Here is a 15,486-nt window from a genome sequence, read left to right as displayed (position 1 = left end):
GTCGGCCGCGGCCGGGCCACCCGCCCGCCGCGGCCGACGGCATTTCCGCCACCACCCCTTGGTTGAACCCTTCACGGCAACCGCGGCCCAGCCGGTTCCCACAACTCCCAGCTCCACCGTCAGTGCCATGTGTAAGAGTGTTACGGCGTTGACCACACGGGGGTAGGGGGGTCGCTATGTCATTGACCGAAGAAATCGCCGACATGTACGCGCACGACGGCGACCCACCGGCACTGATCGGGGAATTCCGCCGCACGAGCGTCTTGGTGCCCGTAACCGACGACGGGCTCATGTCCGCTGAATGGGGCGGAATACGCTGGCTCTACGCATTCACGGACGAGGACGCGCTCAGCCGCTTCGCCCTCGCCAGGGGAAGCACACCGGGCACCCGTTGGCATTATGTCTCCGCGCTCGGCGCCCGCCTGCTCGACGTCGTCATACCCGCGGTGGAAGGGCCGGCCGGTGTGGCCCTGAACGCCGGCAGCGAGCAGGGGATGCTGTTCCCGCCCGCGCCCGGAATCGTGCCGGACTCCGTCGCCGTCCGTACTGATGCCGACGTTCAGGTGTCGCCGTCCTCCACCACGCCCGGCCAGGGCGGTGAGCGGGCATGAGCGCGGGGGACGGTTACCAGCTCGACCAGCAGGCCCTCCAGCAGGTCAGCAAAGGCATCAACGACGCCATCTCGGAACTCAAAGAGCTGGGATTCGACAGCCAGGCACAGCTCGGCCACGGCTTCGAGAAGATCCAGTTGACCGGAATGGAAGCCGGACATGCCGAACTGGCGTCGACTTTCGAGTCGTTCTGCGAACGCTGGTCCTGGGGAGTGCGTGCCCTGGTGCACGAAGCCAATTCCTTCGCCCGCCGCCTCGACCTGTCGGCCGGTCTTTACCACGAGCAGGAACAGTACGTCTCCGACCAGCTGAAGATCACGGCGAATGCGGCGATCGGCGACCCGTCACTCTCCTCGGAGGAGATCAAGAAAAAGTCCTGGAAGCAGATCCGCGACGACAACCCGATCAGTCACATCGGGGACACCGACTACGACATCAACTCAGGCGCCACGAGAGAGTCCTTCGAGCGGGTTCGCTCGTCGTGGGAGCAGACGAAGCAGGACTGGTCCACGTCCAAGTGGGCGGGGGATGCCGATCACAACCTGGCCCTCAAGGCCATGGGCGCCGGCCAGGACAAGACCGAGAACACGCAGCACGCCGGGGGTGAGGGCTGATGGGCATCCTCGACGGACTGGGCAATGTCGTCGACACGGTGGCCGACAAGGCCGGTGACGTCGTCGACGGCGCCAAGGAAAAGCTGGGCGAAGGGGTCGAGTTCGTCACCGACAAGGCCGCGGGCGCCCTGGACTCGGTCGGCGCGGAAGGAGTGGCCGACAAGGTCCGCTCCGCGGGCGAGGACGTTGCCGACAACCTCGGCGCCCACGTCGACGAGCGGAACCTGGGCGAGACCGACGACCCCAAGGACCTGGTCCACGGCGACGCCTCCGCGATCAACGAATCCGCTGCGCACCTGAAGGACTTCTACGCCGCCTTCGAACGGGTCGGCCAAGGCCTGCGCAAGCTGGACTCCGGCGGCTGGGAGGGCAAGGCGGCGGACAGCTTCCACGAGGAGTTCGACGCCCACCCGAAGCAGTGGATGCAGGCAGCGGACGCCTGCGAAGCAGCAGGCAAGGCCCTGCACGCGTACGGGGAGACGGTCTCCTGGGCCCAGAGCAAGGCCGAGACGGCCATCCACAAGTACCAGGCCGCGCAGGACGCCACCAAGAAGGCCATGGACGCCCACCAGGCCGAGGTCGACTCGTACAACGCCAAGGCGGACGCGTACAACGCCGCCTTGGAGAAGAACGCCGACCCGGGGCAGAAGCCCCAGAAGCCGGGCGCCTTCTCCGACCCCGGCGCGGAAGGGCGCAAGGCCGCCCAGGAACTGCTCAAGAACGCCCGCCACCAGCGGGACGAGGCTGCCGAGCGCGCTCAGCACGCCATCAGCCAAGCGCTGGCCCACGCGCCCCGGGAGCCGAAGTTCGGCCAACAGTTCCTCTCCGACGTGTCGGACGGGGCGGTGTCCGGCGGCATCCAGCTCATGCACCTGGCAGGGGGTGTCCTCAGGACCGGGGCGGAAACGGTGAAACTGGTCCGTACGGTCAACCCGCTGGACATCTACAACCTCACCCACCCCTTCCAGTACATGTCCAACCTCTCCACCACGCTGATGGGACTCACCACCACGGCGGCCCACCCCGAGCGGCTGCCCAAGGCCCTGCTGGGTACGGGGTGGGGCAGCGACCCGGGGGACGCGACAGGGGCTCTGATCGGCAACCTCGTGGGCGGCAAAGGGGCCGGTGGCCTGGTCAAGGGCGCCGCCAAAGCCGGCGCGAAGGGGGCCGCCAAGGACTCCGCGCGCGCCGCGGTCAAGGAAGGCGGCAAGACCGCCCTTCGCGACCGCGCCCGCCGCTCCTGGTGCAAGGTCTTCGGCAGCGACCCGATCGACATGGCCACCGGCCGCATGATCCTGCCGCAGACCGACATCACCCTGCCCGGCAGCCTCCCGCTCGCCTTCAGCCGCACCTTCGAGTCGTCCTACCGGACCGGCCGCTGGTTCGGCCCCACCTGGATGAGCACCGTCGACCAGCGTCTGGAGATCGACGCCGAGGGCGTCGTCCTCATCGGTGAGGAAGGCAACCTGCTCGCCTACCCGCATCCGGCCGTCGGCGTCCCCTCCCTCCCCGTCGAGGGCGAAGGCCACCCGCTGGAGCGCACCCCGGACGGCGACTACTTCCTCACCGATCCGGTCGGCGGGACCCGCTGGTACTTCACCACGTACACCGACGACACCGCCGTCCTCGACGAGATCTCCGACCGCCGCGGCAACCGTCACACCTTCGACTACGACGAGACCGGTACACCGACCGCCATCACCCACAGCGCCGGCTACCGCCTGGTGTTCACGACCGAGGCGGGCCGCATCACCGCCCTCCACCTGGCAGGAGCGGCCCCCGGCGGCGGCGATCAGCTCATCCGCCGCTACGGCTACGACGAAACCGGCAACCTCACCACCGTCACCAACTCCTCCGGCCGGCCGCTGCGCTTCACCTACGACACCGCCGACCGCATCACCTCGTGGACGGACACCAACAACAGCTCGTACAGCTACGCCTACGACGACCGGCACCGCTGCATCTGGCAGAGCGGCACCGAAGGCCACCTGCGGGCGCACTTCACCTGGGGCGACACCGACCCCGACACGGGTCTGCGCACCAACCTCCACCACAACTCCCACGACCAGGTGACCCGGCACCTGATGAACGACCACCATCAGATCGTCGCCTCCACCGACCCCACCGGTGCCACGACCCGTACGGTCCGCGACGCCCTGCACCGCGTGCTGTCCGTGACCGACCCGCTGGGCCGCACGACCCGCTTCACGTACGACGACGGCCGCCCCACGGAGGTCACCCTCCCCGACGGCAGCCGCACCACCTCCACGTACAACGGCCTCGGCCAGCCGCTCACCACCACGGGGCCGGACGGAACCACCTGGTCCCACACCTACGACCTCGGCGGCAACCGCACCTCCTCCACGGACCCCGCAGGCGCGACCACGCACTACGCGTACGACGCCCGAGGTCACCTCTCCTCCGTCACCGACGCCCTCGGCAACACCACCCGCCTCTACTGCAACGAAGCGGGCCTGCCGCTCTCCACCACTGACCCCCTCGGCGCCCGCACCCATTACCGGCGCGACGCCTTCGGCCGCATCACCTCCGTCACGGACCCGCTCGGCGAGACCACCCACCTCATCTGGACCGTCGAGGGGCAGCTCGCCACCCGCATCGACCCCACCGGCGCCGCCGAACACTGGACGTACGACGGCGAGGGCAACCGCACCTCCCACACCGACGCCATCGGCCAGGTCACCCGCTTCGCATACACCCACTTCGACCTGCTCGCGGCCCGCACCGACCCGGACGGCACCCGTCACACCTTCACCCACGACACCGAACTACGCCTGACCCAGGTCACCAACCCCAAAGGCCTGACCTGGAGCTACGCCTACGACAGCGCCGGCCGCCTGTCCTCCGAGACCGACTTCGACGACCGCGTCCTCGCCTACACGCACGACGCGGCGGGCCGGCTCACCAGTCGTACCGACGCGCTGGGCCAGGTCACCACCTACACCCACACCCTCCTCGACCACCTCGCCGAGAAGAACGCCGCGGGCCTCGTCACCACCTACGAGTACGACATCGCCGGCCGCCTCCTGCGCACCGCCAATCCCGACGCGTCCATCACCTACACCCGCGACGCCCTCGGCCGCGTCACCACCGAAACCGTCGACGGCCGCACCCTCTCCTTCACCTACGACGCCCTCGGCCGCCGTACCTCCCGTACGACGCCCACCGGCGCCACCACCACCTACGCCTACGACGCCGTCGGCAACCGCACCCACATGTCGGCCTCCGGCCACCCGCTCGCCTTCGACCACGACGCCGCCGGCCGCGAAACCACCCGCCACCTCTCCGACGCCCTCACCCTCATCCAGTCCTGGGATCCCACAGGCCGCCTCACCTCCCAGTCCCTCACCTCTTCCTCTTCCCCTTCCTCTCCCTCCTCCCCTACCTCACCCCAAGCTCCCCTCCCCCCTCTCCTCTCCCGCACCTACACCTACCGCCCGGACGGCAACCTCACCGGACTCGACGACTCCGCCCGCGGCCACCGCACCTTCGACCTCGACCGCGCGGGCCGCGTCACGGCCGTCAACGCCGCCGACTGGTCGGAGACCTACGCCTACGACGAGTCCGGCAACCAGACCCACGCCACCTGGCCCGCCGAACACCCCGGCGCCGCCGCACAAGGGCCTCGCTCCTACACCGGCACCCGCATCAACCGAGCCGGCTCGATCCGCTACGAACACGACGCCCTCGGCCGCGTCACCCTCCGCCAGAAAACCCGCCTCTCCCGTAAACCCGACACCTGGCACTACACCTGGAACGCGGAAGACCGCCTCACCAGCGTCACCACCCCCGACGCCGCCCTCTGGCACTACACCTACGACCCACTGGGCCGCCGCACCGCCAAACACCGCCTGTCCCCGGACGGCTCCACGCCCCTCGAATCCACCCGCTTCACCTGGGACGGCCCCACCCTCACCGAACAATCCACCACAACCCCCACCTCCCCCCAGTCCCTGACCCTCACCTGGGACCACGAGGGCCTGACTCCCCTGACCCAAACGGAACGCAAACTCACCACAGGCGACCTGTCCGCCGCTCCCCAACGGGTCGTGGACGAACGCTTTTTCGCCATCGTCACGGACCTGGTGGGCACGCCTACAGAGCTGGTCTCCGAGACGGGCGAGGTGGCGTGGCAGTCGCGCCCTACCCTCTGGGGCACCACCACCTGGAACGCGGGCGCCACGGCGTATACGCCGCTTCGGTTCCCTGGGCAGTATTTCGACTTGGAGACACACCTTCATTACAATCTTCAACGTCATTACGACCCGCACACAGCTCGCTTTATATCGAGCGATCCACTCGGCCTGAGGCCCGCAGATAATCCGGCTACCTACGTATCAAATCCGCACATATTCGTCGACCCACTCGGCCTCTCCCCATGCGAATGGAACATGGCGAAGATCGACGAGAAGTACGATAAGCACGTGTATGGCGACGGGAAGCCCAACGGCAGACCGGACATGCCCGAATACCAAGACCAAAGTCCAACCGACGACGGATTTGTCAGATACCAAAGGGACTCGCAAGCCCTTTCTCGTGACCCGCTACCCGAGGGCGCCCGAGAGATTGTGCGCAGCGGAGACGGCGCGATACTCCGCATGGACAAGGAAGGGCGACTGATCATCATGCAAGACGGTAAAATCAACACATACTTCCGACCGGACAACCCTCGCGAGTACATGGAAAATGAAAGTGAACGCTAAATCTTCGCCTTTCGCCTCGCACTTCAATCAGACTTTCCACTCACTGGGATGGACTCACGACATTTCACCAACCCAAGCGATTGACAGGTGGAATACATTCGAAGTGGATTGTCGGCAAGGGTACCCATGGGACCTTGAGGACTACCAGAACGAACTCACCCTCAGGAGCACACTGAAGAAAGCAATCCCCCAGCTACACCGGTACGAACCGACAGCTACTGCCGAAATGGTCGAGCGGATAGGAGCCATCGACCAGAGCCTCCAAACGCTCTTTACGAACCTCCTCAGCCCAGTCGCGGTTGACTGGTGGGTAAGGTTCACTCTCCCGTACGCATCAGCTTCGTTCTGCGAACAGGTTGGCGAGGCTTACGGAGTCCACATCCGGCCGAGTTCCAAATTCGATGAAAACTTGTTGCAATTGCAGCAAGCCTTGTCCAAAAGGCGAAATCCTGCCGAAGCATACCTGATAGCACGACGGGACGGATGGTACGTAACCGAACGCCCATCCTTGTTCTACCGGTGCTGCACGCATGCTTTCACCATGGACCGTCGACAAAGACAAGCACTCAGGTTGTGGATTCATGGGAAGCTGACGGATGAAGCATTCCAAGCCGCCTTTCAATCCGAACCGATTCAGTAAGAGAGGCGCAGATGCACGACACCGCCCAAACTGAACTTATGTTGTGACTCCTCGCCCGGGCGACGTGTGGCCGAGACGGAGCGTGTCCTCCTGCACCCGGCCCGCCTCAGCCGGGCCGCCCACATCTCTTGGACGGATCTCGGCCTGGGCTTCGTCCTCGGGCGCTGCCTGCATTTCGACGAGGAGCGCTTCGGGAGATGGTTCACCGAGACGGTGGGCATCTACCGCACCCTAATGACGAATCCCGCGAGGGTGGGCCCAACTACAAGACGGTGGTGCCGAAGGCCCCCGTGGACGGGAAATACACCCTCACTAAGAATTTGAGTGACACGGTGGGCGCCCAGGTCCCGCGCAACGGCTCGTACGCTCACCGCATGACCACGGTGGACTGGCAATACCAGTCCGGCGCCAAGTCACTGGTGCTGCTCTCGATGTACGGCTCCGTCAGCGACCCGATGGAGGCCGTCAAGCAGACGATTCACGGAATGGAGAGCAGCGGCGGCGAACTGGTCGTGCCGAAGCGCGAAGAGCGGCCGCACGGCACCGAGGAACCGGTGTATTGCGGTGTCTTCGTGAAGCGGCAGATGGGCCAAAAATTTACCGCGCCGTTCTGCACCTGAGCGGATTCGAGTACGACCGGGAATGTGATGGAGACCGACGCGGAGCGGGTCGACGCCGATCCGTACTCGGTGAACCTGGAAGCACTCGCGGAAAAGACGGACCGGATCCGTACCGATATCAAGGTACCGACCGGGCCATAACCGGAGCCCGGGCGGCCGACAGGCGAGGGGGCGGGCCAGCGCCTACGCTGGTTTCGGGCTGCGGTGCTCGCCCGATGGGTGACCGCTGTCCGTTGTCCACGGCGGAGGCGGGTATTCATGAGCCAGGGTCAGGGTCAGAGCCGGACGCGGGAACGGACGGATACGGCAGGGGAGCCTGATCCGCGGCGGTGGTGGGGGCTCGTCGTCATTGCCGTGGCTCAGTTGATGGTTGTGCTGGACGCGACGATCGTGAACATCGCCTTGCCGTCCGCGCAGCGGGAGTTGCACATGTCGGATGCGAACCGGCAGTGGGTGATCACGGCATACACGCTTGCGTTTGGTGGACTGCTGTTGCTGGGTGGGCGGATCGCTGACCTGGTGGGGCGGAAGCGGTCGTTCGTCATCGGTCTGGTGGGGTTCGCGGTCGCTTCCGCGCTGGGTGGGGCGGCGTCCGGGCAGGGGTTGCTGTTCGGGGCCCGGGCGTTGCAGGGTGCGTTCGCTGCTGTGCTGGCACCGTCCGCGTTGTCGTTGTTGACGACGACCTTCACGGACGGGAAAGAGCGGAGCAAGGCGTTCGGGATTTACGGCGCCATTGCGGGTGGCGGGTCGGCCATCGGGCTGATAGCCGGCGGGTTGCTGACGGAGTATCTGGACTGGCGCTGGTGTCTCTACGTGAATGTGCCGATCGCGGTGGTGGCCATCGCGGGGGCCTGGGTCTTTCTGCACGACCGGCGGGGGCATGGGGAAGCTCGGCTGGACGTTCCCGGCGTGGTGTTGGGGTGTGGTGGGCTGGTCGCGATCGTTTACGGGTGCAGTGAGGCGCAGCCGCGGGGGTGGGGGGATGCGATGGTTATCGGGCTGCTGGTGGGTGGGGCCCTGTTGTTGGCCGTTTTTGCGTGGTGGCAGGGGCGGGCGCGTTCACCGTTGCTGCCGTTGCACATCGTGCGGGACCGGAATCGTGCGGGGGCGTTTCTGACCATGGCGTTGGCGGTCATCGCCATGTTCGGGATGTTCCTTTTCATGACGTACTACCTCCAGGTGGTGCTGGGGTATTCGCCGGTGAAGACGGGCCTGGCGTTTCTGCCGATCACGGCGGCGATCATTGTGGGGTCGACACAGATATCGGCACGGCTGCTGCACCACCTGCCGCCGCGCGTGCTGATGGTGCCGGGCGCGGTGTTCGCGGCGGCGGGGCTGTTCTGGCTGACGACGTTGACCGCCGAACCCGCGTACGTCTCGCATGTGCTGCCGTCGGAGTTGCTGGTCGGGCTCGGGATGGGCCTGATCTTCATGCCGGTGATGTCCACGGCCACGGCGGGCGTCGCGCCGCAGGACTCGGGGGTGACCTCCGCGACCGTCAACACGGCTCAGCAGGTGGGTGGTTCGATCGGCACGGCGCTGCTGAACACCATCGCCACGTCGACGAGTGCCACGTACATCGAAACTCATCTGGCCACGGCTGCGAAGGAGGCGGGCGGGCGCCTGACGCCCGCGATGCGGGAGGGGGTTGTCAAGGACGGTGTCGTGCACGGGTTCACCGTGGCCATCGGGTGGGGCGCGGGGATCATGCTGCTGGCGGGGGTGGTCGCGGGCGTACTGGTGAATGGGAGGGCGCCGAAGCACGGGGATGGGGCTGAGGATGGGCCTGGGCCTGGGGCGAGGGCGGAGGCAGAGGCGGGGGCGAAGCCCGGGTGACGGCTTCGGGCACTGCGGGGTTCGCGCTGAGGGACTCGTACCGCGGGCCCGAAAAAATGTTGGCCACCCATGTCGAGAACTCCCGATCGGCTCCGTCCCCGTAGTGAACGCGACCACAATGGGCCGCACCACTCCGAGGAGACCCACGATGGCCAAGTACCTGCTGCTGAAGCACTACCGTGGCGCGCCGGCCCCGGTGAACGACGTGCCCATGGACCAGTGGACGCCGGAAGAGATCTCCGCCCACATGCAGTACATGCAGGACTTCGCGGACCGGCTGGAGAAGACCGGCGAGTTCGTGGACGGTCAGGCACTCGCCTCCGAGGGGGCGTGGGTCCGGTACGACGGGGAGGGCCGTCCGCCGGTGACCGACGGGCCGTTCGCCGAGACCAAGGACCTCATCGCCGGGTGGATGGTGATCGACGTCGACCGTTACGAGCGCGCCGTCGAGCTGGCCGGCGAACTGTCGGCCGCTCCCGGGGCGGGCGGGAAGCCGATTCACGAGTGGCTGGAGGTGCGCCCGTTCCTGGCCGCGCCGCCCACCGTCACGGAGTGACCTCCCAGGTGACGCGGATGGACGAGGCCCTGCTGCGGAGCCTCACGCCGAGCGTGATCGGGGTCCTCGTCCGCCGCGGGGCCGACTTCGCGGCGGCCGAGGACGCCGTACAGGAGGCTCTGGTCGAGGCGGTCCGCGGCTGGCCGGACGACCAGCCGCGCGATCCCAAGGGCTGGCTGGTCACGGTGGCCTGGCGCCGGTTTCTCGACGCGGCCCGGGCGGACGCGTCCCGCCGCCGCCGGGAGGACCTCGTCGACCAGGAGCCGGCGCCCGGGCCCGCCCCCGCGGCGGACGACACGCTCCAGTTGTACTTCCTGTGCGCCCACCCGTCGCTGTCGCCGTCGTCCGCGGTCGCGCTCACGCTGCGGGCGGTCGGCGGGCTCACCACCCGCCAGATCGCCCGCGCCTATCTGGTGCCCGAGGCGACGATGGCGCAGCGGATCAGCCGGGCGAAACGGACCGTGTCCGGTGTACGTCTCGATCGGCCCGGCGACGTCGCCACCGTGCTGCGCGTCCTCTACCTGGTCTTCAACGAGGGGTACTCCGGCGACGTGGACCTCGCCGCCGAGGCCGTCCGGCTCACCCGGCAGCTCGCGGCCGTGATCGACCACCCCGAGGTGGCGGGCCTGCTCGCCCTGATGCTGCTCCACCACGCACGCCGTGCCGCCCGTACCGCGGCCGACGGCAGTCTGGTGCCGCTCGCCGAGCAGGACCGGGGCCGGTGGGACACCGGGGCGATCGCGGAGGGCGTCGGGATCTTGCAGGCGGCGCTCGCCCGCGACCGGCTCGGCGAGTTCCAGGCCCAGGCCGCCATCGCGGCCCTCCACGCCGACGCGCCCACCGCGGCGGAGACCGACTGGGTGCAGATCGTCGAGTGGTACGACGAGCTGGCGCGCCTGACCGACAGCCCGGTCGTACGGCTCAACCGCGCGGTGGCCGTCGGTGAGGCCGACGGGCCGCGGGCCGGGATGGCAGCGCTCGCGAAGCTGGACGCCTCGCTGCCCCGCCATGCCGCGGTGGCGGCGTACCTCCACGAGCGGGACGGCGACCCGGCGACGGCGGCGCGGCTGTACGCGGAGGCCGCGCGAAAGGCGCCCAACCTCGCCGAGCGCGACCACCTGACGCGCCAGGCCGCCCGGCTCAACGCCCGCCGGGACCGCTGACAGCCATAGCAGTCCCAGTAGTCCCAGTAGTCCCAGCAACATCAGCAGCGTCAGCAGCCCCCGGCATCGCAGTCCGCACGCGGAACGGTCCATGGCGGAGAGCCGACCTCAGTACGCTGGCCCCGTGTTCACCCCCGAGGGACCGACGCTCCGCGAGCTGACCGTGCAGGCGCTCTCCTCCGTCGAGCGCGGCTACGACCTGCTGGCCCCGAAGTTCGATCACACACCGTTCCGTACGCCGGACCGGATTCTCGACGCGACGGCGGAGACGCTGCGGGGCCTCGGCCCGTTCGGGTCCGGGCTCGACGTCTGCTGCGGCACGGGAGCGGGCATGGGCGTGCTGCGGTCCCTGTGCCGGGAGCGGATCGTGGGGGCCGACTTCAGTACGGGGATGCTCGCGGCGGCGCGGAGCGCGCAGGAGCCCACAGTCCGTCCGGAGCCCACGGTCGGTCCGGAGTCCACGACGGGTCGGGAGCCCACGACGGGTCCGCCCGCCGACCCCACCACCGAGGGGCCATCCACCGGTCCCGCCACGGAAGCCCCGCCCACCGGCCCCACCGGCCCCACCGGCCCCACCGGCCCCACCGCAGCGTACGTACGCGCCGACGCCCGCGCCCTCCCCTTCCCCGCCGCCTTCGACCTGGCCGTCACCTTCGGCGCCCTCGGCCACTTCCTGCCCGCCGAGCGCGCCGCGGTCTTCGCCGGTGTGCACCGGGCGCTGCGTCCGGGCGGGATCTTCGCCTTCCCGATCGCCGCGCCCCCGCACCCCCGCTCCGCGCTGTACTGGACCCTGCTCGGCTTCGACGCGGTGATGCGCGCACGGAACGCGCTGTGGCGTCCCCCGTTCGTCATGTACTACCGGACCTGCGCGCTGCGCGACATACGGGCCGATCTGCGCACGGCGGGGTTCACCGTGGAGCTCCGGCCGGTGCGGGGAGCCGCCCGTCGCCCCGACGGCAGCCCCGGCTGGGGGCTCGTGGTGGCCCGCCGGCCCTGACCGCCCGAAAGAGACGATCAAGGACCGTACCGAGCGCGGAAAACCGGGCGCGGTCGCCCCGTACCCGTCCAGTACGATATTGACGTTCCGTAGAACAAAACCTCACTCACCGTAGCGACTTGGGAGCAGCCGGCAATGGCTCGACACCTCATCACCAGCGCCCTTCCGTACATCAACGGGATCAAGCACCTGGGCAACATGGTGGGGTCCATGCTCCCGGCCGACGTGTACGGGCGGTATATGCGCCAGCGCGGCCACGAGGTGCTCTACATCTGTGCGACGGACGAGCACGGCACGCCCGCCGAGCTGGCGGCCAAGGACGCCGGCCAGTCCGTCGACGCGTACTGCGGCGAGCAGCACGACGCGCAGAAGGCCATCTACGACGGCTTCCATCTGCAGTTCGACCACTTCGGGCGCAGCTCCTCGCAGCAGAACGTGGAGCTGACCCAGCACTTCGCGCGCAAGCTGCACGAGAACGGCTTCATCGAGGAGCGCGCCATCCGGCAGGTCTACTCGATCGCCGACGAGCGCTTCCTCCCGGACCGCTACATCGTCGGCACCTGCCCGCACTGCGGTTACGACAAGGCGCGCGGCGACCAGTGCGAGAACTGCACCCGGGTCCTGGACCCGACCGACCTGATCGACGCCCGGTCGGCGATCAGCGGCAGCAGCGACCTGGAGGTGCGCGAGACCAAGCACCTCTTCCTGCTCCAGTCCAAGCTCCAGGGCGAGGTCGAGCAGTGGATCGACGACAGCAGCGAGGACTGGCCGACGCTGGCGTCGTCCATCGCCCGCAAGTGGCTGACCGAGGGCCTCCAGGACCGGGCGATCACCCGTGACCTGGAGTGGGGCGTGCCGGTGCCGGCCGACGTGTGGCCGGAGCTGGCCGCCGAGGGCAAGGTCTTCTACGTCTGGTTCGACGCGCCGATCGAGTACATCGCCTCGACGAAGGAGTGGGCGGACGCCGACCCGGCGAACCGCGACTGGAAGTCGTGGTGGTACGAGGCCGACGACGTGCGCTACACGGAGTTCATGGCCAAGGACAACGTCCCGTTCCACTCGGTGATGTTCCCGGCCACCGAGCTGGGCACCCGCGAGCCGTGGAAGAAGGTCGACTTCCTCAAGGCGTTCAACTGGCTGACGTACTACGGCGGCAAGTTCTCCACCTCGCAGCGGCGCGGCATCTTCACCGACGCGGCGCTGGAGCTGCTGCCCGCCGACTACTGGCGCTACTTCCTGATCGCCAACGCGCCGGAGTCCGACGACACGTCCTTCACCTGGGAGCTGTTCTCCTCCTCGGTCAACAAGGACCTGGCCGACACCCTCGGCAACTTCGTCAACCGGGTGCTGTCCTTCTCCCGCAAGCGCTTCGGCGACGAGGTGCCGGCGGGCGCGGCGGCCGGGGAGGCCGAGGCGAAGCTGGGCGAGCAGATCGCCGAGCTGCTGGCGGAGTACGAGGGCCACATGGAGGCCCTCCAGTTCCGCAAGGCGGCCGCGGCCCTGCGGGCGCTGTGGAGCGCGGGCAACTCCTACCTGGAGGAGAAGGCCCCCTGGCTGGAGATCAAGACCGACCAGGAAGCGGCGGCGCTGACGCTGCGTACGGCGATGAACCTGATCCACCTGTACGCGATCGTCTCGGAGCCGTTCATCCCGGCGGCGGCGAAGGCGATGCGCGGCGCGTTCGCGCTCGACGGCGACACGGCGGCCTGGGTCACGGCGGAGGAGGCGCGGGCGCTGGCCTCGGTCCCGGCGGGTACGGCGTTCACGGTCCCGCCGGTGCTCTTCGCGAAGATCACGGAGGATGACCTGGCGGCGTACCGGGAGCGGTTCGGCGCGGCGGAGTAGGCACGCGGACGACGTAGGCCGAGGGGCCCGGAACCGGTCACCGGTTCCGGGCCCCCGTCATGTCTCCCGCTTCGATTCCACGCCCGGCTCCGCCAGCCAGCAGGACGGCTGGCAGGTACGCCGGGAGACCGTGTCGAAGTCACGGTCGTAGTGCAGAAGCGTCATGCCGGAGAGTTCCGCGGTGGCGGCAACGATCAGGTCGACCGGGCCGGCGGAACGGTGTTCGCCGTGGTCGGTGAGGAGTTGCTGCACCTCACGGGCTCGCTGGAAGACCAGGTCGGGCACGGGGGCCCAGACGAACGCCTGGCGCAGTTCTTCCTGTATGCCATCCCGGTCCCGGCGCGACCTCGCCGAGCAGAGAACCTCGATCTCCGTGAGGTCGCACATGGCGATCAAGCCGTTGACCATAGGTTCTGCCCAGTGATCGTCATACGCTTCGCTGCTCAGCAGTCGTACGGCGGCCGAAGTGTCGATCAGGTACGAGTTCTTCACCCGCGGTAGTTCCTCTTGTCGAGGAGAAGATCGAAGTCGCCGCGCGCACCCCTCTTCCTGAGCTTGGCGAGCGCTATGGCCCGACTACGCCGCTTGGCCACCTCCATCAGCGCCATGTTGACGGTGTCCTTCTTGGTCTTCGTGCCGAGGAGCTTCGCGGCTTCCGCCAGCGCCTCGTCGTCGACCTCCAGCAAAAGTTTCGACATACCGATCACTCCCCATATATCAGTCTACAAAAACTGTATATGCGGGCCATCCGGCCGTCCAATGAACCGTCAACGCGACGCCCGCAGAACCCTCCCCAGCTCCCTCGCCGATACGCCGCCTCAGCGCACCCAGCCCTTCAGCGGCTCGGTGTCCAGTTCGATGCCCACCGGGTCCGGCAGGGCGACCGTCTTCCCGAACGGCACCGTCAGGAGCATCTCGTAGCGGCCGCCGTCGGGCTGCGAGTGCACCTTGACCTCGCAGGTGTCCCGGTCGATCAGCAGGTACACCGGGATGCCGGTCTCGGCGTACGCCTTCGGCTTCTCCACGCGGTCCCGGCGATCGGCGGCGTGGTCACGGGAGGTGATCTCGACGGCCATGAGCACTCCCTCGGCGTCCGTCCACCCGCCCTGGCCGACGAAGTTCTCGTTCGGCGCGAGGCAGCCGGCAGGGCGAGCATTGCTCTTGCGGTACGTCCCGACCCGCAGCCCCCGTCCCGCGTGAAGCCACCATCCCTCATCGGCCTTCATGCACAGACGCGTCAACCACGCGACGATCTCTGCATGGTCGCCGTCCGGCATGGCTTCTCCCGGATCCTCCCGTTGACGAACTCCAGGCGCAGCGCCTCGTCCACGCGCTCACCGAAGCGAGCCAGCTCCTCGAACTGCTCCTGGCTCAGGACACTCGCGTGTACGTCTTCGCTGTCCGCAGCGGCCGGAGCCGCTTCGCGTGTCGCCATCCCCGCAGCGTGGCACGCGAAAGGGCCCGCGATCATCCGATCGCGGGCCCTTCACACGTACGTATGAACTACTTGACCTGCGGCTTCCGGATCGACAGGTGCAGCTCCTTCAGGCGCGACTCCTCGACCTCCGACGGGGCGCCCATGAGCAGGTCCTGGGCGTTGCCGTTGAGGGGGAAGGCGATGGTCTCGCGGATGTTGGGCTCGTCGGCGAGGAGCATGACGATGCGGTCGACGCCGGGGGCGATGCCGCCGTGCGGCGGGGCGCCGAACTTGAAGGCGCGGAGCATGCCGCCGAACTCGGCCTCGACGGTGTCCTTGTCGTAGCCGGCGATGGCGAACGCCTTGTACATGACGTCCGGCTCGTGGTTGCGGATGGCGCCGGAGGACAGCTCGACGCCGTTGCAGACGATGTCGTACTGCCAGGCGAGGATGTCCAGCGGGTCCT

Annotated in this window: 13 protein-coding genes and 1 pseudogene; 10 read left to right on the top strand and 4 right to left on the bottom strand. The window is 68.1% G+C overall.

Annotation, left to right across the window (positions count from 1 at the left end):
* Positions 1-176 precede the first annotated feature (176 nt).
* From AB0A97_RS39010 to metG, 10 genes are all read left to right on the top strand, one after another.
* Complete coding sequence (locus AB0A97_RS39010) at positions 177-611, top strand: SseB family protein (protein ID WP_361159995.1); 435 nt, start codon at positions 177-179, stop codon at positions 609-611.
* Positions 608-1,225, top strand: a complete 618-nt coding sequence (locus tag AB0A97_RS39005) for a hypothetical protein (RefSeq protein ID WP_361159993.1) — start codon at positions 608-610, stop codon at positions 1,223-1,225. Before AB0A97_RS39010 ends, AB0A97_RS39005 begins: the two co-directional genes overlap by 4 nt.
* On the top strand, positions 1,225-5,946 hold the full coding sequence (locus AB0A97_RS39000) for a putative T7SS-secreted protein (RefSeq protein ID WP_361159990.1): 4,722 nt from the start codon (positions 1,225-1,227) through the stop codon (positions 5,944-5,946). Before AB0A97_RS39005 ends, AB0A97_RS39000 begins: the two co-directional genes overlap by 1 nt.
* A 706-nt stretch (positions 5,947-6,652) precedes the next feature.
* A complete protein-coding gene (locus tag AB0A97_RS38995; protein ID WP_361159987.1) occupies positions 6,653-6,910 on the top strand; it encodes a DUF1266 domain-containing protein in 258 nt (85 codons plus the stop codon).
* Positions 6,911-6,960: 50 nt separating this feature from the next.
* Entirely contained in the window at positions 6,961-7,206 is a 246-nt protein-coding gene (locus AB0A97_RS38990; RefSeq protein ID WP_361159984.1) for a hypothetical protein, read from the top strand.
* A gap of 258 nt (positions 7,207-7,464) precedes the next feature.
* Positions 7,465-9,042, top strand: a complete 1,578-nt coding sequence (locus tag AB0A97_RS38985) for an MFS transporter (RefSeq protein ID WP_361159981.1) — start codon at positions 7,465-7,467, stop codon at positions 9,040-9,042.
* A 148-nt stretch (positions 9,043-9,190) separates the two neighbouring features.
* The gene (locus AB0A97_RS38980; protein ID WP_361159979.1) at positions 9,191-9,598 is read left to right on the top strand and encodes a YciI family protein; all 408 of its coding nucleotides are present in this window, start codon (positions 9,191-9,193) and stop codon (positions 9,596-9,598) included.
* Between the two features lie 17 nt (positions 9,599-9,615).
* Positions 9,616-10,761, top strand: coding sequence for a DUF6596 domain-containing protein (locus AB0A97_RS38975; RefSeq protein WP_361160104.1), 1,146 nt, complete (start codon positions 9,616-9,618; stop codon positions 10,759-10,761).
* Between the two features lie 124 nt (positions 10,762-10,885).
* Positions 10,886-11,758, top strand: a complete 873-nt coding sequence (locus AB0A97_RS38970) for a methyltransferase domain-containing protein (protein ID WP_361159977.1) — start codon at positions 10,886-10,888, stop codon at positions 11,756-11,758.
* Between the two features lie 135 nt (positions 11,759-11,893).
* Positions 11,894-13,603, top strand: a complete 1,710-nt coding sequence (metG, locus tag AB0A97_RS38965; RefSeq protein WP_361159974.1) for a methionine--tRNA ligase — start codon at positions 11,894-11,896, stop codon at positions 13,601-13,603.
* A gap of 57 nt (positions 13,604-13,660) precedes the next feature.
* Here the strand turns inward: metG and AB0A97_RS38960 are convergent, their stop codons facing one another.
* The 4 genes and pseudogenes from AB0A97_RS38960 to AB0A97_RS38945 all read right to left on the bottom strand — a co-directional run.
* Positions 13,661-14,095: a PIN domain nuclease gene (locus AB0A97_RS38960; RefSeq protein WP_361159971.1), complete on the bottom strand. Its 435-nt coding sequence runs from the start codon at positions 14,093-14,095 to the stop codon at positions 13,661-13,663.
* Positions 14,092-14,301, bottom strand: coding sequence for a type II toxin-antitoxin system VapB family antitoxin (locus AB0A97_RS38955; RefSeq protein WP_361159969.1), 210 nt, complete (start codon positions 14,299-14,301; stop codon positions 14,092-14,094). Before AB0A97_RS38955 ends, AB0A97_RS38960 begins: the two co-directional genes overlap by 4 nt.
* Positions 14,302-14,421: 120 nt before the next feature.
* Positions 14,422-15,038: pseudogene (locus tag AB0A97_RS38950) on the bottom strand (Uma2 family endonuclease).
* A 68-nt stretch (positions 15,039-15,106) separates the two neighbouring features.
* Positions 15,107-15,486: amino acid--tRNA ligase-related protein (locus tag AB0A97_RS38945; protein ID WP_361159966.1), on the bottom strand; the 380-nt coding region annotated here is incomplete at its 5' end.

Source organism: Streptomyces sp. NPDC045470, from assembly GCF_040646595.1.
In the GTDB taxonomy this organism is placed as follows: domain Bacteria; phylum Actinomycetota; class Actinomycetes; order Streptomycetales; family Streptomycetaceae; genus Streptomyces.
The sequence above is the reverse complement of the archived record's forward strand: the minus strand, read 5'-3'. Positions and strand labels throughout refer to the sequence as shown.